13 protein-coding genes are annotated in these 17107 nt (G+C 68.6%); 9 read left to right on the forward strand and 4 right to left on the reverse strand.

The window, feature by feature from the left end:
- Positions 1-99: 99 nt before the first annotated feature.
- Both PVW48_RS16830 and PVW48_RS16835 read right to left on the reverse strand, forming a co-directional pair.
- Positions 100-2283, reverse strand: a complete 2184-nt coding sequence (locus PVW48_RS16830) for a xanthine dehydrogenase family protein molybdopterin-binding subunit (RefSeq protein ID WP_274582165.1) — start codon at positions 2281-2283, stop codon at positions 100-102.
- Position 2284: 1 nt separating this feature from the next.
- Complete coding sequence (locus tag PVW48_RS16835) at positions 2285-2743, reverse strand: (2Fe-2S)-binding protein (protein WP_274582166.1); 459 nt, start codon at positions 2741-2743, stop codon at positions 2285-2287.
- Positions 2744-2957: 214 nt separating this feature from the next.
- On the opposite strand from PVW48_RS16835, the gene PVW48_RS16840 reads away from it, so the two are divergent.
- From PVW48_RS16840 to PVW48_RS16880, 9 genes are all read left to right on the forward strand, one after another.
- Complete coding sequence (locus PVW48_RS16840) at positions 2958-3194, forward strand: Lrp/AsnC ligand binding domain-containing protein (protein ID WP_012177541.1); 237 nt, start codon at positions 2958-2960, stop codon at positions 3192-3194.
- Between the two features lie 32 nt (positions 3195-3226).
- Positions 3227-4366, forward strand: a complete 1140-nt coding sequence (locus PVW48_RS16845; protein ID WP_274582167.1) for an ABC transporter substrate-binding protein — start codon at positions 3227-3229, stop codon at positions 4364-4366.
- A 128-nt stretch (positions 4367-4494) separates the two neighbouring features.
- The gene (locus PVW48_RS16850; RefSeq protein ID WP_274582168.1) at positions 4495-5412 is read left to right on the forward strand and encodes a branched-chain amino acid ABC transporter permease; all 918 of its coding nucleotides are present in this window, start codon (positions 4495-4497) and stop codon (positions 5410-5412) included.
- 1 nt (position 5413) lies between these two features.
- The gene (locus PVW48_RS16855) at positions 5414-6388 is read left to right on the forward strand and encodes a branched-chain amino acid ABC transporter permease (RefSeq protein WP_274582169.1); all 975 of its coding nucleotides are present in this window, start codon (positions 5414-5416) and stop codon (positions 6386-6388) included.
- Entirely contained in the window at positions 6385-7137 is a 753-nt protein-coding gene (locus PVW48_RS16860; RefSeq protein WP_274582170.1) for an ABC transporter ATP-binding protein, read from the forward strand. Before PVW48_RS16855 ends, PVW48_RS16860 begins: the two co-directional genes overlap by 4 nt.
- A complete protein-coding gene (locus PVW48_RS16865) occupies positions 7134-7826 on the forward strand; it encodes an ABC transporter ATP-binding protein (RefSeq protein WP_274582171.1) in 693 nt (230 codons plus the stop codon). Before PVW48_RS16860 ends, PVW48_RS16865 begins: the two co-directional genes overlap by 4 nt.
- Positions 7827-8081: 255 nt before the next feature.
- A complete protein-coding gene (locus PVW48_RS16870; RefSeq protein WP_274582172.1) occupies positions 8082-11420 on the forward strand; it encodes a transglutaminase family protein in 3339 nt (1112 codons plus the stop codon).
- A gap of 8 nt (positions 11421-11428) precedes the next feature.
- Positions 11429-13843, forward strand: a complete 2415-nt coding sequence (locus PVW48_RS16875) for a circularly permuted type 2 ATP-grasp protein (protein ID WP_274582173.1) — start codon at positions 11429-11431, stop codon at positions 13841-13843.
- A 9-nt stretch (positions 13844-13852) separates the two neighbouring features.
- Entirely contained in the window at positions 13853-14740 is an 888-nt protein-coding gene (locus PVW48_RS16880; protein ID WP_274582174.1) for a transglutaminase family protein, read from the forward strand.
- Between the two features lie 29 nt (positions 14741-14769).
- Here PVW48_RS16880 and PVW48_RS16885 read toward each other — a convergent pair whose 3' ends face one another.
- Positions 14770-14973, reverse strand: coding sequence for a hypothetical protein (locus tag PVW48_RS16885; RefSeq protein ID WP_012177532.1), 204 nt, complete (start codon positions 14971-14973; stop codon positions 14770-14772).
- Positions 14974-15057: 84 nt separating this feature from the next.
- Positions 15058-16956, reverse strand: coding sequence for an acyl-CoA synthetase (locus PVW48_RS16890; protein ID WP_274582175.1), 1899 nt, complete (start codon positions 16954-16956; stop codon positions 15058-15060).
- Positions 16957-17107 lie beyond the last annotated feature (151 nt).

Genomic DNA, 17107 nt, shown 5'->3' on the forward strand with positions numbered 1-17107 from the left:
CACTTCGCCGCGGGGCAAGCCGCTTGCAAGCGGCTTAAGCGCCTTTCAAGGCGCTTGGGCCCGGCGCGACCCCGCGCGCGAGATTGCGCCGGGCGGGGCTCAGGCGAGCCCGTGTTTGGAAAACGGCAGGACCGTGATCCGCTGGCCCGTGGCGCGGGCGACCGCGTTGGCCACGGCGGGGCCGATGGGCGGCGTGCCCGGCTCGCCCACACCGCTGGGCCCTTCGGTGGAAGGCACGATATGGACCTCGACCCGGGGCATGTCGGCGATCCGCAGCGCCGCGTAATCGGGGTAGTTGGACTGGTCCACCGCCCCGTCGGTCATGGTGATCTCCTCGCGCAGGATCCCCGAGAGGCCGTAGGCCAGCCCGCCCTCGATCTGCGCCACGATGTTGTCGGGGTTGATCGCTACGCCGCAATCCACCGCACAGGTCACCTTCTCGACTTTCACGGTGCCGTCCTCGCGGATCCGCACCTCAGCCACCTCGGCCACGTAGCTCTCGAAGCTCTTGTGGACCGCGACGCCGCGGTGGATGCCTTCGGGCGCGGGGCTGTCCCAGCCCCCCTTCTCGGCGGCCAGCCGCAGCACACCCGCCAGGCGCGGGTCGTCCCCGAGATGGGCGAGCCGGAATTCCACCGGATCGCGGCCCGCGGCCTCGGCCAGTGCGTCCATCATCGTCTCCATCACATAGGCGGTGTGGGTATGGCCCACGGCCCGCCACCACAGCACCGGCACCCCGGCGGACGGGTGATGCACGTCCATCGCCATGTCCGGCAGGCTGTAGGTGGTATCCGCCGCCCCCTCGACCGAGGAATGATCCACCCCGTCGTTGACGAGGAACCCCTCGAACGGCGTGCCGATCATGATGCCCTGGCCGACCACGCGATGCTCCCATCCCGCGATATTGCCCTCGGCATCCACACCGGCGCGGACCTTGTGGAGCGTCAGAGGCCGGTAATAGCCGCCCTTGATGTCGTCCTCGCGAGTATAGACCAGCTTGATCGGCGCGGGCCTGCCCGTCTCGCCCAGCCAGGCGGCCGCAATCGTCGCGGCCTCGGCCACCAGGTGCCCGTCCGCGGTGGCGCGCCGCCCGAAGGAGCCGCCCCCCCACATGGTGTTGATCGCCACGTTCTCGAACGGGATGCCGAGCACCCCGGCGGCCACGTTATGATCGATGGTCTGGATCTGGCTGCCACCCCAGAGCGTCGCCCGTTCACCATCGAAGAGCACGGTCATGTTGAGCGGCTCCATGGGCGCGTGGGCGAGATAGGGGAAGTGATAGCTGGCCTCGACCACCTGCGCGGCGCCCGCGAGCTTGCCCGCCGCATCGCCGCGGGCGACGGCCGGGAGACCGGGCTGGTCCAGCAGCGCCTCGAACTCGGCGGTGATCTCTTCGGTGCCTCGGGTTTCGGCCCCCGACATATCCCATTCGATCTCCAGCGCGTCGCGGGCCTGCATGGCGCGCCAGGTGTTGTCGGCCACCACCACGACCCCTTGCGGGATGGTCAGGACCGCCTGCACGCCCGGCATGGCCCGCGCCGCCTCGGCATCGACCGAAGCCACGGTGGCGCCGAAGCGCGGCGGCCGGGCGGTGACGGCGATCAGCGCGCCCTCGGGCTTGGCATCCATCCCAAAGAGGCCCACCGAGCCGCGCGTCTTGGCCGGAATTTCGACCCGGGCCATGTCCTTGCCGATCAGGCGCCACTGGTCGGCGGGCTTGAGCGTCACCGCCTCCGGCACCGGCTGTGCGGCGGCGGCACTGGCCATGTCGCCGAAGCTGGCGGAATTCGCGCCGCTCGACAGCGTGCCGTCCGCAACGGTCACGGCCTCTGGGGCGACGCCCCAGGCTTGCGCCGCCGCGGCCACAAGCATGGCGCGGGCCGAGGCCCCGGCCTCGCGGTACTGGGTGAAGGAATTGCGCATGGCGGTGGACCCGCCGGTGCCCTGCACCCCGAACAGGGAGTTGGCATAGACCTGCGGGTTGGAGGGCGCAAATTCCACGGCGATCTGGTCCGGGCTGGCGTCCAGTTCCTCGGCCACGAGGGTGGCAAGGCCAGTCGCGGCCCCCTGCCCCATGTCCTGATGCTTGACCAGCACGGTGACGACATTGTCGGGCGTGATATGCACGAAAGGCTGCACAAAGGCGTCATCGCCCATGGCCTGGGCCGCGCGCGGCAACGCTCCGCCAAGCAGCAGCCCGCCGACCGCACCGGCAGAGAGTTTCAGGAAGGCGCGGCGCGACGGCCTGGGCGCAGCGAGGGCGGCGTCGAGGTAATGCAGCATATCAGGCCTCCATGATTTCGGCGGCCCGGTGGATCGCCTTGCGGATCCGGGCATAGGTGGCGCAGCGGCACAGATTGCCGTCCATGGCGAGGTCGATATCCGCGTCCGTGGGTTTGGGTGTCTCGACCAGCAGGGCGGCGGCGGACATGATCTGGCCCGACTGGCAGTAGCCGCATTGGGGCACCTGGGCTTCGATCCAGGCGGCCTGCACCGCGGCGGCGGCCTTGCTGTCGACGCCTTCGATCGTGGTCACGGAGGCGCCTTCGAGATCGCCCACCGCCATCTGGCAGGACCGCATGGCGACCCCGTCCACATGCACGGTGCAGGCCCCGCAGGACGCGACCCCGCAGCCGAATTTCGTCCCCGTGAGGTTGAGTTCGTCGCGCAGCAGCCACAGCAGCGGCATGTCCTGTTCGACATCGACCGTGGTTGGCGCGCCATTGAGCGTGAAGCTGACCATCGAGACCTCCCTGTCTCCGTGTGCGTTGACAAGCAGGTAGTGTGACCCCTTGGGACTGTCGAGGATAGTCTCGATCGCGCGGGCTCGTGCACAATCCCGGCATCAAAGCCGCGATTTTGCGCGAAAGGCGACGAAAATTCCCGAAATCAGGTGCATGAAGTCTGGTCTTTCGGGCCGAAAACGGGTTCGGTTCGCCAAAAGGGAGGCGTCTGCCATGACCTGCGTTTTTGTCCAGATCCGCTGCCGTCCGGGCACTGCCTATCGGGTGGCCGACGACATCACCCTGCGCGAGATCCACTCGGAGCTCTATTCCACCAGCGGCGAATACGACCTGCTGATGAAGCTCTATATCCCCGAAGGCGCGGATGTGGGGCGGTTCATCAACGAGAACCTGCTCGATATCGACGGGATCGAGCGGACGCTGACAACACTGACCTTCAAGGCGTTCTGAGAAACGCCGGACACCGATAGGGGAGAGACCACATGAAGCTGAAAACCACCCTGATGGCGGCCCTGCTGGCCGCGACCACCGCGGGCGCGGGCTGGGCCGACCCGGTCAAGGTCGGGATGATCACGACACTGTCGGGCGGGGGCGCGGGGCTGGGCATCGATGTGCGCGACGGCTTCATGCTGGCGGTCAAGCAGGCGGGCAACCCGGACCTGCAGGTGGTGATCGAGGACGACCAGCGCAAGCCGGACATCGCGGTGCAGCTGGCCGACAAGATGATCCAGTCCGAGAAGGTCGATGTGTTGACAGGCATCATCTTTTCCAACCTCGCCATGGCGGTGATCCCGGCGGCGACCGCGCAGGGCAAGTTCTACCTGTCGCCCAATGCGGGGCCCTCGGCGCTGGCCGGGCGCGGGTGCCACCCGAACTATTTCAACGTAGCCTGGCAGAACGACAACCTGCACGAGGCCGCAGGCGCTTATGCCAACGAGGCCGGGTTCAAGAACACCTATATCCTCGCGCCAAACTATCCGGCGGGGCAGGACGCGCTGACCGGGTACAAGCGGTTCTATGAAGGCGCGCTGGCGGGGGAGTTCTACACCAAGCTGGGCCAGACCGATTATGCCGCCGAGATCGCGCAGATCCGGGCGTCGGGGGCGGACTCGGTGTTCTTCTTCCTGCCCGGGGGCATGGGGATTTCCTTCCTCAAGCAATACGCAGCTTCCGGTGTGGACCTGCCGGTCGTGGGCCCGGCCTTCAGCTTCGACCAGGGGATCCTGCAGGCGGTGGGCGAGGCCGCGCTGGGGGTGAAGAACACCAGCCAGTGGAACAAGGATCTCGACAACCCGGCGAACGTGGCCTTTGTCGAGAGCTTCCAAGCGGAGTACGGGCGGCTGCCCTCGCTCTATGCCAGCCAGGGGTTCGACACCGCCAACCTGCTGCTGAGTGCGATGGCCAAGGCGGACGTGTCGGACACCGAGGCCTTTCGCGCGGCGCTGAAGGAGGCCGATTTCGCCTCCACCCGCGGGGATTTCCGGTTCGGGCCGAACAACCATCCGATCCAGGACATCTACGTGCGCGAAGTGATCCAGGAGGGGGACGTGTTCACCAACAAGACCCTGGGCGTGGCGCTGGAGGACCGCGGCGACGCCTATGCGGACGAGTGCCGGATGTAGGCAGACCGGGTGAGCCGGGGCGACCAAGCGCCTTGCAAGGCGCTTGACAAGGCTCTTGCAAGAGCCTTGGTCGCGCGGGGTTCGCCCCGGGGCGGCAGGGCCGGAACGGTGAAGGCACAGGCAGGCAGATGAGTGCGATCCTCCTGATCGAGCAGGTCCTCAACGGGCTGCAATTCGGCGTGATGCTGTTTCTGATGGCCGCCGGGCTGACGCTGGTCTTCGGCGTCATGGGGTTGATCAACCTCGCCCATGGCTCGCTCTACATGGTCGGTGCGTTTGCCGCCGCCGCCGTGGCTGGGGCGACGGGCTCCTTCGTGCTGGGCCTCGCGGCCGCGCTGGCGGCCGCCGCCGCCGCGGGCGCGCTGATCGAGGTGACGATCATCCGCCGGCTCTATGCCCGCGACCATCTCGACCAGGTGCTTGCGACCTTCGCACTGATCCTGATCTTCTCGGAGGGCACGCGCTGGATCTTCGGGTCCTTTCCGCTGTTCCTGGAGGTGCCCTCGGCGCTTTCCGGCCCGGTCACCCTGCCCTTCGGGATCGAATACCCGGCCTACCGGCTGGCGATCATCGGGATCGGGCTGGCGATTGCCGCGGCCCTGTTCTGGCTGATCGCCAAGACCCGGATCGGCGTGCAGATCCGGGCGGGCGAGGCGGATCGGGAGATGATCGCGGCCCTGGGCGTGGATATCGACCGGCTCTACACGCTGGTCTTTGCTCTTGGCGCGGCCCTTGCGGGGCTGGCGGGGGCGCTGGTGGGCGCCCTCCAGTCGGTGCAGGTCGGCATGGGCGAGCCGGTGCTGATCCTCGCCTTCGTGGTGATCGTGATCGGCGGGATCGGGTCGATCAAGGGGGCCTTTGTCGGCGCGCTCCTGCTGGGGCTGACCGACACGCTGGGGCGCACGCTCCTGCCCGTGGCGTTCGGCACGGTGCTGGAGCCGTCCATGGCCACGGCGGTGGGCTCGGCGCTGGCCTCCATGGCGATCTACATCCTGATGGCCGGGGTGCTGATCTTCCGGCCCAACGGCCTGTTCGGGCAGAGCTGACATGAGCCGGGAGACTTGGATCAACTTCGCAATCGCGCTCGGCCTGCTGGCCGTGCCGCTCTGGGCCTGGGTCGCGGACGAGCCTTTCACGATCACGCTGGCGACCCGGGTGGCGATCCTGGCGCTGGCCGGTGTCGGGCTGAACCTGGCGCTGGGGCTGGGGGGGATGGTGAGCCTCGGGCATGCCCTGTTTTTCGGGATCGGGGGCTATGCGATGGGCATTCTCGCCCACCACGCGCAGACCTTCGATCCGCTGATGGAGGCGCCCTTCGTGATCGAGGGCACGAAGTCGATGCCGGTGATATGGCTGACCGCGATGGTCCTGAGCGCGCTGGCCGCGCTGGCCGTGGGTGCGCTGTCCCTGCGCACCACGGGGGTCTATTTCATCATGATCACCCTCGCCTTCGGCCAGATGTTCTACTACTTCGCCATTTCCTGGCCGGCCTATGGCGGCGAGGACGGGCTGTCGATCTATGTGCGCAACGGCTTTCCGGGGCTGAACACGCTCGACCCGATCCAGTTCTTTTTGCTGTGCTACGGGCTGCTGCTACTCGCGCTGTTCGTCTGTGCGCGCATCACCGCCTCGCCCTTTGGCCTGGCCCTGTCGACCGCGCGGCAGGCCCCGGCGCGGGCGGAGACGCTGGGCTTCTCGCCCTTCCGGCTTCGGCTCATCGCTTTCACCATCTCCGGCGCGATCACGGGGTTGGCGGGCGCGCTCTTCGCCGATCTCAACCGGTTCGTCAGCCCCGCCATGTTCAGCTGGCACACCTCGGGCGAGATCATGGTCTTCGTGATCCTTGGCGGGGTCGCGCGGCTCTTCGGGCCGGTGGCGGGCGCCGCGCTCTTCATCCTGCTGGAGCATTGGCTGGGCGGGTTGAGCGAGTACTGGCTGATCTATCTCGGGGCGCTTCTGCTCGGCGTTGTGCTCTTTGCCAAGGGCGGGCTGGTGGGCACGCTGCTGCGGGGGCGGGCGTGAGCGCGCCGATCCTCGCCCTCGACCGGGTGACCAAGCGGTTCGGCGCACTGGAGGCGAGCCGGGCGGTCAGCCTCGATCTGCGCCTTGGCGAGATCCACGCGCTGATCGGGCCGAACGGGGCGGGCAAATCCACCCTGATCGCGCAGATCACCGGGGCATTGCGGCCCGATGCGGGCACGGTGAGCCTGGAAGGGCGGGACATCACCGGCCTGCCCACCCCGGCGCGGGCGCGGCTCGGCCTGGCGCGGACGTTTCAGATCTCGCAACTGGCCATGGGGCACACGGTGCTGGAGAACGCGGTTCTGGGCGCGCAGGGGGCGACAGGCGCGCGGCTGTCGCTCTGGCGGCCGATCCTCAAGGACGCTGCCCTGCGCGCGGTGGCCGAGGCGGCCTTGCAGCGCGTCGGGCTGGCCGAACATGCGGGCGCGGTCACGGCGGAGCTGTCCCACGGGCAGCGGCGGCAACTGGAGGTCGCCGTGGCGCTGACACTCGCGCCGAGGCTGTTCGTGATGGACGAGCCCATGGCCGGGCTGGGCCTGGAGGGGACGGCGGCGATGACCGGGCTGCTCGACGGGCTGCGGGCCGAGGCGCCGATCCTGCTGGTAGAGCATGACATGGACGCGGTCTTTGCCCTGGCAGACCGGATCACCGTGCTGGTCGCGGGGGAGGTGATCGCCACCGGCGCGCCGGAGGAGATCCGCCGCAACCGCGATGTGCGCGTCGCCTATCTGGGCGAGGAGGGACCGTGAGCCCGCTGGTGCAGATCGAGGGCGTGACCGCCGCCTATGGGGCATCCCAGGCGCTGTTCGGGGTGGACCTGACCCTGAAAGAGGGCGGCGCGCTGGCCCTGATGGGGCGCAACGGCATGGGCAAGAGCACGACGCTCAAGACGCTGTGCGGGCTGCTGCCGCCGACCGGCGGCCGCGTGCGCCTGGCGGGGGTGGAGATCACCGGGCGGCCCGCGCACCGGATCGCGCGGCTCGGGGTCGGGCTGGTGCCCGAGGGGCGTCGGTGTTTCGCGCCGCTGACCGTGGCAGAGAACCTGTTGGCCGCGGCACGTCCGGGGCCGTGGGACATAACGCGGGTGGGCGCGCTTTTCCCGCGGCTGGCCGAGCGCCGGGACCAGGTGGCGCGGTCGCTCTCGGGGGGCGAGCAGCAGATGCTGGCGATCGGGCGGGCGCTGATGACGAATCCGCGGCTTCTGGTGCTGGACGAGGCCACCGAGGGGCTGGCCCCGGTGGTCCGGCAGGAGATCTGGGCGGCCATCGCGCGGCTGCGCGCGGAAGGCGGGCTGAGCCTGATCCTGGTGGACAAGTCCCTGCGGGAGTTGCGGCAGGTGGCCGATACGGCGGTCATCCTCGCCCGGGGCAGGACGGTCTGGTCCGGTTCGATCGACGCGCTTGGGGCCGAGCAAACCAACCGCTGGCTGGGCGTGTAGGGGCCGCGCCCCGGGATCAAACCGGTCCCGGCCAAACTGCCCGCGCTCTGACCAGAGGATATCGAGGTCGCCACAAGGGCCGCGCGCCCGGAGCAGCGCCGCATCGGTCCAACCCGCAAGGCGGCCCCCCCCTGGCCCCTGCCCGCCCCCAGCACCCCGGACCGGCGGCTTCGCCCCGGCCATCCGGCCCTTGCAAAACCGACCGGGTGGTCTAGGACGAACCAACAGAGGCCATTTCCCGGAAGGCGGCAGTCCATGTCCATCACGGCCAGCATCTATCACCTGACCCATTACAAATACGATCGCCCCGTGACGCTCGGGCCGCAGATCATACGCCTGCGCCCGGCGCCGCACAGCCGGACCCGGGTGATCTCCCATGCGCTGAAGGTGTCGCCCGAGGGGCATTTCGTGAACCACCAGCAGGACCCCTATGGCAACTGGATGGCACGCTTCGTCTTCCCGGAGCCGGTGCGGGAGCTGAAGATCGAGGTCGACCTGGTCGCGGACATGTCGGTCTACAACCCGTTCGACTTCTTCGTGGAGGACACCGCCGAGGAATGGCCCTTTGCCTATCCCGAGGATCTCGCCGCGGATCTGAGCATCTACAAGGCGCCCGAGGCGGCGGGGCCGCGCCTGCGGGCCTATCTCGACGCGCTGCCGCGGGACACGTCGCGGACGGTGGATTTCCTCGTCGGGCTGAACGCGCGGATCGCGCGGGATATCGGCTATGTCATCCGGATGGAGCCGGGGGTGCAGACCGCTGAAGAGACCCTGACCGTGGGCAAGGGGTCGTGCCGGGACAGCTCCTGGCTGCTGATCCAGATCCTGCGGCACCTGGGCTTCGCGGCGCGGTTCTGTTCGGGCTACCTGATCCAGTTGAAACCGGATCTCAAGGCGCTGGACGGCCCGTCGGGGACGGATCACGATTTCACCGACCTGCATGCCTGGGCCGAGGTGTACCTGCCCGGCGCGGGGTGGATCGGGCTCGACCCCACCAGCGGGCTTCTGGCGGGCGAGAGCCACATCCCGCTGGCCGCCACCCCCCATTACCGCAACGCCGCCCCGATTGCCGGTGTAGCCAGTGCCGCCAATGTCGAGTTCAACTTCGACATGCAGGTCACGCGCACCGCCGAGCATCCGCGCATCACCAAGCCGTTTTCCGAAGCGGCGTGGGAGGCTCTGAACGATCTGGGCCGCAAGGTCGACGCCAAGCTCGATGCGAGCGACGTGCGGCTGACCATGGGGGGCGAGCCGACCTTCGTGTCGATCGACGATTTCGAGAGCGCGGAATGGAACACCGCCGCCGTGGGCCCGACCAAGCGGGCGCTGGCCGATACGCTGATCCGGCGGTTGCGCGACCGCTTCGCGCCGGGCGGGTTTCTGCATTACGGGCAGGGCAAGTGGTATCCGGGGGAGACCCTGCCGCGCTGGACCTTCTCGCTCTACTGGCGCGGGGACGGCAAGCCGCTCTGGACCAATGCGGACCTGATCGCGCGGGAGAAGACCGACGCCACCCCCGGCCCGGAGGCGGCCGAATCCCTGCTGTCGGGCATCGCGGCAGCCCTTGGCGTGCCCGAGGACAACGTGACCCCCGCCTATGAGGACCCGGCCGAGTGGCTGGTGCGCGAGGCGCAGCTGCCCGAGAACGTGAGCCCCGAGAATTCCAAGCTGAAAGACCCCGAAGAGCGCCACCGCATCGCGCGGGTGTTCGAGCGCGGCCTGACCGAGCCGTCGGGCTACGTCCTGCCGGTGCAGCGCTGGCAGGCGAAGGCGGGCGCGGGCTGGCGCTCGGAGCGCTGGTCGCTCCGGCGTGGCAAGCTGTTCCTGACCCCGGGCGACAGCCCCGTGGGCTACCGGCTGCCCCTGGGCTCCCTGCCCCATGTGCCGGCGGCCAGCTACCCCTACACCTATCCGGCCGACCCGTTTGCGGAGCAGGCCCCCCTGCCCGAGCCCGACCTCGTGGCGCGCGAAGCCGAGCGTCTGCGCGACCGGCGCGAACGCGCCCCTGCCAGCAGCACAGCCTCCGAAGGCGGCGAGACCCAGACCGCGCAGTACCTGACGGAGATCGGCGGCCCGGTGCGCACCGCGATCAGCGTCGAGCCGCGCGAGGGCAAGCTCTGCGTCTTCCTGCCGCCGGTGGAGTCGGCGGCGGATTACCTCGAGTTGCTCGCCGCGACCGAAGCCGCCGCCACCGCCCAGGACACGCCCGTCCATATCGAAGGCTACGCGCCGCCGGGCGACAGCCGCCTCAACGTGATCCGCGTGGCCCCGGACCCGGGCGTGATCGAGGTGAACGTCCATCCCGCGCACAGCTGGGACGACTGCGTCGCCATCACCGAAGCGGTCTATGAAGAGGCGCGGCAAGCGCGGCTTGGCGCGGACAAGTTCATGATCGACGGGCGCCATACCGGCACCGGCGGCGGCAACCATGTGGTCGTCGGCGGGGCCACCCCCGAGGACAGCCCCTTCCTGCGGCGCCCGGACCTGCTGCGCTCGCTGATCCTGCACTGGAACCGGCATCCGAGCCTCTCTTACCTGTTCTCCGGCGTCTTCGTCGGCCCCACGAGCCAGGCACCGCGCATCGACGAGGCCCGGCATGACAGCCTTTACGAGTTGGAAATCGCGCTTGCCAACATCCCCGATCCGGACAAGGGCGCGGCCCCGCCGCCCTGGCTGGTGGACCGGCTCTTGCGCAACGCGCTGATCGACGTAACGGGCAACACGCACCGGTCCGAGATCTGCATCGACAAGCTCTACTCCCCCGACGGCCCCACGGGGCGGCTGGGCCTCGTGGAGTTCCGCGGCTTCGAGATGCCGCCCAACCCGCGCATGTCGCTGGCCCAGCAGGTGTTGATCCGGGCGCTGATCGCCCGGTTCTGGGAGGCGCCGCTGTCGGGGCCGCTGACCCGCTGGGGCACGCAGCTCCATGACCGGTTCATGCTGCCCCATTTCCTGTGGGAGGATTTCACCGAGGTCTGCCGCGATCTGGCCGCGCACGGCCTGCCCGTGGACCCGGCCTGGTTCACCGCCCAGTCGGAATTCCGCTTCCCGTTTTGCGGCGAGGTCACGTACGAGGGCATGACGCTGGAGCTGCGCCAGGCGCTGGAGCCCTGGCATGTGCTGGGCGAGACGGGGGCGATCGGCGGCACGGTGCGCTACACCGACAGTTCGGTGGAGCGCTTGCAGGTCAAGCTGACCGGGGCGGACCCCGCGCGCTACACCGTGACCGCCAATGGCCGCCGCGTGCCCCTGCGCCCGACCGCCTGCCCCGAAACCCGGGTGGCGGCGGTCCGCTACAAGGCGTGGCAACCGGCCGAGAGCCTGCATCCGACCCTGCCCGTGCAGGCCCCGCTGACCTTCGACATCTTCGACAGCTGGACCGGGCGGGCCCTGGGCGGCTGCCGCTACCACGTGGCCCATCCGGGCGGGCGCAATTACGACACCTTTCCGGTCAACGGCAACGAGGCCGAGGCCCGCCGCCTTGCCCGGTTCGAAGCGCACGGTCATACTGCAGGCGACCACACGCCGGTTGCGGAAACCCCGCACCCGGAATTCCCGATGACCCTGGACCTGAGACGGCCCCCGAATGTCTGACATGGCCCATGCCCGATCCCCTGACTGCGCCCGCGGGTGATCCCGGCTCCTTCGGGGGCCTCTTGGGCAGCTATGTCCCGCAACCGGGCGTGGCCGATGAGCTCTTCGATGCGACGGGGGCCATCCGCCCTGTCTGGCGCCCGTTCCTGGAACACCTGGGCCGGATCGATGCCGAAGGGGTGGCCATGCGGTTCGACCGGGGCACGCAGTATCTGCGCGATGCCGGGGTCTATTATCGCAAATACGGCGCGGAGGCTGCGAGCGAGCGCGACTGGCCCCTCAGCCCGATCCCCGTCCTGCTGTCGCAGGAGGAATGGACCGAGATCGCCGCGGGGCTGATCGCGCGTGCGGACCTGCTGGAACAGGTGGTCGCCGATCTTTATGGCGAGAACCGGCTGCTGGCCGAGGGACACCTGCCTGCGGAGCTGATCGCCCAGAACCCCGCTTGGCTGCGCCCGATGGTGGGGGTCAAACCGGCCTCGGGCCATTTTTTGAACTTCATCGCCTTCGAGGTCGGGCGCGCGCCCTCGGGCCAGTGGTGGGTGCTGGGCGACCGGACGGACGCCCCCTCCGGCGCGGGTTTCGCCCTGGAAAACCGCATCGCGACCAGCCGGACCTTCCCGAACTTCTATGCCCGCGCCAATGTCCACAGGCTCGCCGGGTTCTTCCAGGCGTTCCGCGACACGCTCGTGGGCCAGCGGCAGGACCGCGACGAGCCTCTGGCCCTGCTCACGCCGGGGCAGATGAACGATGTCTATTTCGAGCATGCCTATCTCGCGCGCTATCTCGGGATGCTGCTGGTGGAAGGCGAAGACCTGACCGTGGACCAGGGGCAGCTGAAGGTACGCTCGGTCAACGGGTTGCGCCCGATCTCGGTGCTGTGGCGTCGGCTGGATGCGGAGTTCTGCGATCCGCTGGAGCTGAACGAGGCCTCGACACTGGGCACGGCGGGCTTTGTCGACGTGGTGCGCCGGGGCGGCGTGTCCTGCGTGAACGCGCTTGGGGCCGGGGTGCTGGAAACCCGCGCGATGCTGGCCTTTCTGCCGAAGATTTCCCGCGCGCTGACCGGGGCACCCCTGGCGCTGCCCAACATCGCGACCTGGTGGTGCGGCCAGGCGGCCGAACGCGCCCATGTGCTGGCCCACCGCGACAAGATGATGATCAGCTCGGCCTACGCCACGCGCCTGCCCTATGACGACCCCGGCGGGACCAGCGGGCCGGAGGATTACAGCGCCGAGGGCAGCGCCCGGGTGGCGAAGCTGCTGGAGGATCGGGGCGGCGACCTGGTGGGCCAGGAGATTGTGACGCTCTCCACGACCCCTGTCTGGAAGGACGGCAAACTGGCCCCGCGCCCGATGTCCCTGCGCATCTTCCTCGCGCGCACCGCGACGGGTTGGCGGGTGATGCCGGGCGGCTATGCCCGGGTCGCCTCACGCAACAACGCATCGGCCATCGCCATGCAGGCGGGCGGGTCGGTGTCGGATGTCTGGGTGGTCAGCGACAGCCCGGTGCCCAGACCCAGCCTCATGCCCGCCCCGAGCGGCGATCCGGGGGGGCTGAATTCCGCCTACAGCCTGCCCAGCCGGGCGGCGGACAACCTCTTCTGGCTTGGGCGCTATATCGAACGAGCCGAAGGGGCGATGCGGGCCTACCGCGCCTATTACGGATTGATCAGCGCCGGGGTCGAACCCGACGCGGACCTGCCCGATTTCATCCTGCGCGCGTTTCTGAACAGCACGGGCCGCGACCCGGTGGCCTTGTCCGAAGGGTTCCAGTCCGCGCTGGAAGCCGCGGTCGACTGTGCCGCGCGCATCCGCGACCAGGTCTCGGTGGACGGGATGCTGGCACTGAAGGACCTGCTGAAGGCGAGCCGGAAGCTGCGCGCAAACCCCATCGCGGTCGAAGAGGCGGCGGCGGCGGTGGGCATCCTGCTACGCAAGCTGACCGGGTTTTCCGGGCTGGTGCACGAGAACATGTACCGCTCGGCGGGCTGGCGGTTCATGAGTGCCGGCATGTCGGTGGAGCGGGCCAGCACCATGTGCGCCATCCTCGCCCGGGTGCTGGACCCGGATGCGCCGGACGGAGCGCTGGATCTTGCGCTGGAGCTGGGCGACAGCACCATGGCCCACCGGGCGCGGTTCCTCAGGTCGGTGAGCCCCGACAGTCTGCGCCAGATCCTTGCGCTGGACCCCGACAATCCCCGCGCGGTCGGCTATCACCTGGGGCGGCTCAAGAGCCATATCGACGCCCTGCCCCAGACCCGGCGCAGCCCGGGCCTGTCGCCGGTGGCCCGCGCGGCCTTGCAGGTGCACACGGACCTCGCGGTGCAGGTGCCCGACACGCTCACCCCGGACCGGCTGCGCATCCTGCAGCGGCAGATCTGGACCCTTTCGGACCTGCTCGCGGCCACGTACCTGACATGAGGGCGGGCGATGCTCTATGACATCCGGCTGAAGCTCGATCACACCTATGCGGGCCGAGCGGGCGGCGCGCGGCACCTGACCCGGGTGATGCCCGCGGCCCTGCCCGGGCGACAGATCGTGCAGACCAGCCTGCTGACCTGCGACCCCGTGGCGGACACGCGGAACGCTTTCGTGGATTTCTTCGGCAACCGGGCGACGGTGTTCTACCACGACGCGCCCCATGACAAGATGCGGATCACCATGCAGGCGCGCGTGCGCTGCCTGACGCGCGAGCCGCAGCTCGACATCTCCCCCGACCGGAACCGGCTCGCACAGGAAATCGCCGAGGTTCGCCATCTCGACGGGCAGGCCCCGCATCACTTCCTCGGCCCCTCGCCGCGGGTGCCGGCCCGGTCCGAGATCGCGGCCTTTGCGGCCGACATCACCGCGCCGGTCACGGGGGGGGTGCTGGCGCAGATGCAGGCGCTGGGCCACGCGCTCCATGCCGAGATGACTTTCGATGCGACGGCGACCACGGTGGACACGCCGATGATCGACGCCTTCGTCAACCGCCACGGCGTCTGCCAGGATTACAGCCATATCTTCATCGCGGCCCTGCGCAGCCTGGCGATCCCCGCATGCTATGTCAGCGGCTTCCTGCGGACCCTGCCCCCGCCGGGTCAGCCCCGACTGGAAGGCGCGGACGCGATGCATGCCTGGGTCAGCGCCTGGTGCGGCTCGGAACTGGGCTGGGTCGAGTACGACCCGACCAACGACATTGCCGTGCAGACGGATCATATCGTGGTGGCCTATGGCCGCGATTATTCGGATGTCTCGCCGATCAAGGGGGTCTTGCGCACCGCCGCCAAGGGCACGAGTGCCCAATCGGTGGATGTGGCACCGGTCGGCGCGGTCTGAGCGTTGCAGCGCCCCCTGACCAAGCCGCGCTACTGCATCCCTTCCGGAAAGCGCCCGTCGTCCTGATCCGGGTTCCGCCACAGGCAGAGCCCGGCAAGGGCGATCCCGAGCAGACAGCAAAGCAACCCCGTGCCGATATAGACCGAAAGCGCCACGAGCACCGGCGCCCCGAGGAAGAGACAAACAATCGCGCCAAGTCCGCCGAATGCCGTGCCGAGAATCGCGTAGATCATATCTTCCTCCAGGAGGTCACTCCCAAGAGGGTGCGGCGCAATCCTTACCGAAATGTTAACGGAGCCTTGCAAGCTCCATAAAATTCAGTCGATCCACTCCCAGGGCCGGGTGTAGCTGCCCAGGGTGCGCGCCACCGCGTCGCCGTCCACGTCCCCGGTCTTGCGCAGGCGTGCCACCAGCCCGCGCTTCTTGTCCTCGACTACCTCGGCCACCTCGGCGGCTTGCTCCGCCTCTGCCAGCGCCCGGTCATAGACCCGCTTGATCGCGAGCTTGCGCAGATCGGGCTTGAACACCTTGCCCACGGCGGTCTTGGGCAACTCGTCGAGAAATTCCAGGTGCTTGGGATGGGCCGCGCGTTCGTGCACATGCTCCTTGGCGAATGCCATCAACTCCTCGACAGTGGTCTGCGCGCCGGCCACCAGTTCGACATAGGCCGCGGGCAATTCGCCGGCATAGGCATCCGGCTGTCCGATAGCACCGACCATGGCGACCGCGGGATGGGCCATCAGCGCCTCCTCGATCTCGGCGGGGTCGATATTGTGGCCCGAGCGGATGATGAGATCCTTGGCCCGGCCGGTGATCCACAGGTAGCCTTCTTCGTCGATCCGGCCCAGATCCCCGGTCCGAAGGTAGATCTGGTCCGCATAGAGCCCCAGGTTCTTGCCGACCTCGGTATAGGTCGAACCCTCGTACACCCCGGGATTGGCGATGCAGATCTCGCCGATCTCGTCGGTCGCGCATTCATGGCTGATCGTGCCGTCATCCTCGCAATGCAGGATGCGTACCTCCGTATGGGGCAGCGGGATCCCGACGGAGCCCACCTTCTGCACCCCGTCGATCGGGTTGCAGGACACCAGGCACGTGGCCTCGGTCAGACCGTAGCCCTCGGCGATGCTGACGCCCGTCGCCTCCTTGAAGCGGCTGTAAAGTTCCATCGGCAGGGGGGCGGAGCCGGAAATCCCGATCCGCAGGGTCGAGACATCCCCGTCCACCGGGCGCTGCATCAGTGCCGCCAGCGCCGTGGGCACGGTGATCATGAAGGTCACCTCCCACCGCTCGATCAGCTTCCAGAAATTGTCGAACACGCCCTCGCCGCGGTAGCCCTGCGGCGTCGGGAAGACGACATGCCCGCCGGAGGTGATGACCGACATCAGCACCGGGTAACAGGCAAACACATGAAACAGCGGCAGCGGACAGATCAGCGTGTCCTCGTGGGTAAAAAGCAACTCCGCCCCGAGCCAGCCGTTGTAGATCATGCCGGAATACTTGTGCTGCGCGACCTTGGGCATGCCCGTGGTGCCACCGGTGTGGAAATAGGCGGCCACGCGGTCCTCGAAACTGTCGGGGAAGGTCAGGCCGTCGGATTTCTGGCGCGCCAGCTCGGCGTTGAAATCCAGCACCTTGGCGTGATGCCTGACCGGGTTTTTCGGCCGCAGCAGACCCGCGATCCAGCTCTTGGGCGGGCTGAGATAGCGTTTGAGATCCACCTCGAGCACATGGGTCACCGCGGGCGCCATGGCCACGGCTTCGGCGGTTTTCTGGGCCACGTCGGTCTTCAGGAAGGACTTGAGCGTGACCACGACCTTGGCCCCGGTCTCGTTCAGGATCGATGCGATCTGGTCCGGCTCCAGCAGCGGGTTGATCGGGTTGACGATTCCGGCCACCGACCCGCCGAGATAGGTCCAGACCGTCTCCGAGGCGTTGGGCAGCACGTAGGCGACCACGTCGTTCTCACCGATCCCGAGGGAGCGGAACAGGTTCGCCGCCTGGGTCGCCTTGCCGTGCAGCTCGCGCCAGGTCAGCGTCTCGCCCGCGTCCTTCGGATCAGAGGTCAGCGTGAAGGTCATCGCCCGCCGATCCCCATGGGCGTTCCTGGTCCGTGTCAGCAGCTCGTAGAGCGTTTGCGCCGGCTGTGCGGCCTCCCACGGATGCGCGGCCTCGACCTCTGCCTTGTCCGCCAGCGTCGCGATGGTGATCCCCATGGCGCTCTCCCCCCTATGATGTCTCGATGCCAGTTGGTGTGCCGTCCCTCCAGACGGCGGGCATTGCTCACCAAAGAACGGCAAAACCTGCAATGGCGCAAGCGCAGGGACGTTACGTCCCGAAGGCGCGCGCCGTGGCGTCACCCGGCAA

The sequence above is a fragment of the Dinoroseobacter sp. PD6 genome, assembly GCF_028807315.1.
Classification (GTDB): Bacteria; Pseudomonadota; Alphaproteobacteria; order Rhodobacterales; family Rhodobacteraceae; genus Dinoroseobacter; species Dinoroseobacter shibae.

Bases quoted from the DNA above. Each gene is read 5' to 3' on its own strand.
- PVW48_RS16885 (WP_012177532.1), bottom strand. From the start codon at position 14,973: ATGATCTACGCGATTCTCGGCACGGCATTCGGCGGACTTGGCGCGATT.
- PVW48_RS16840 (WP_012177541.1), top strand. From the start codon at position 2,958: ATGACCTGCGTTTTTGTCCAGATCCGCTGCCGTCCGGGCACTGCCTAT.
- PVW48_RS16870 (WP_274582172.1), top strand. From the start codon at position 8,082: ATGTCCATCACGGCCAGCATCTATCACCTGACCCATTACAAATACGAT.
- PVW48_RS16890 (WP_274582175.1), bottom strand. From the start codon at position 16,956: ATGGGGATCACCATCGCGACGCTGGCGGACAAGGCAGAGGTCGAGGCC.
- PVW48_RS16880 (WP_274582174.1), top strand. From the start codon at position 13,853: ATGCTCTATGACATCCGGCTGAAGCTCGATCACACCTATGCGGGCCGA.
- PVW48_RS16845 (WP_274582167.1), top strand. From the start codon at position 3,227: ATGAAGCTGAAAACCACCCTGATGGCGGCCCTGCTGGCCGCGACCACC.
- PVW48_RS16830 (WP_274582165.1), bottom strand. From the start codon at position 2,283: ATGCTGCATTACCTCGACGCCGCCCTCGCTGCGCCCAGGCCGTCGCGC.
- PVW48_RS16835 (WP_274582166.1), bottom strand. From the start codon at position 2,743: ATGGTCAGCTTCACGCTCAATGGCGCGCCAACCACGGTCGATGTCGAA.
- PVW48_RS16850 (WP_274582168.1), top strand. From the start codon at position 4,495: ATGAGTGCGATCCTCCTGATCGAGCAGGTCCTCAACGGGCTGCAATTC.
- PVW48_RS16855 (WP_274582169.1), top strand. From the start codon at position 5,414: ATGAGCCGGGAGACTTGGATCAACTTCGCAATCGCGCTCGGCCTGCTG.
- PVW48_RS16875 (WP_274582173.1), top strand. From the start codon at position 11,429: ATGCCCGATCCCCTGACTGCGCCCGCGGGTGATCCCGGCTCCTTCGGG.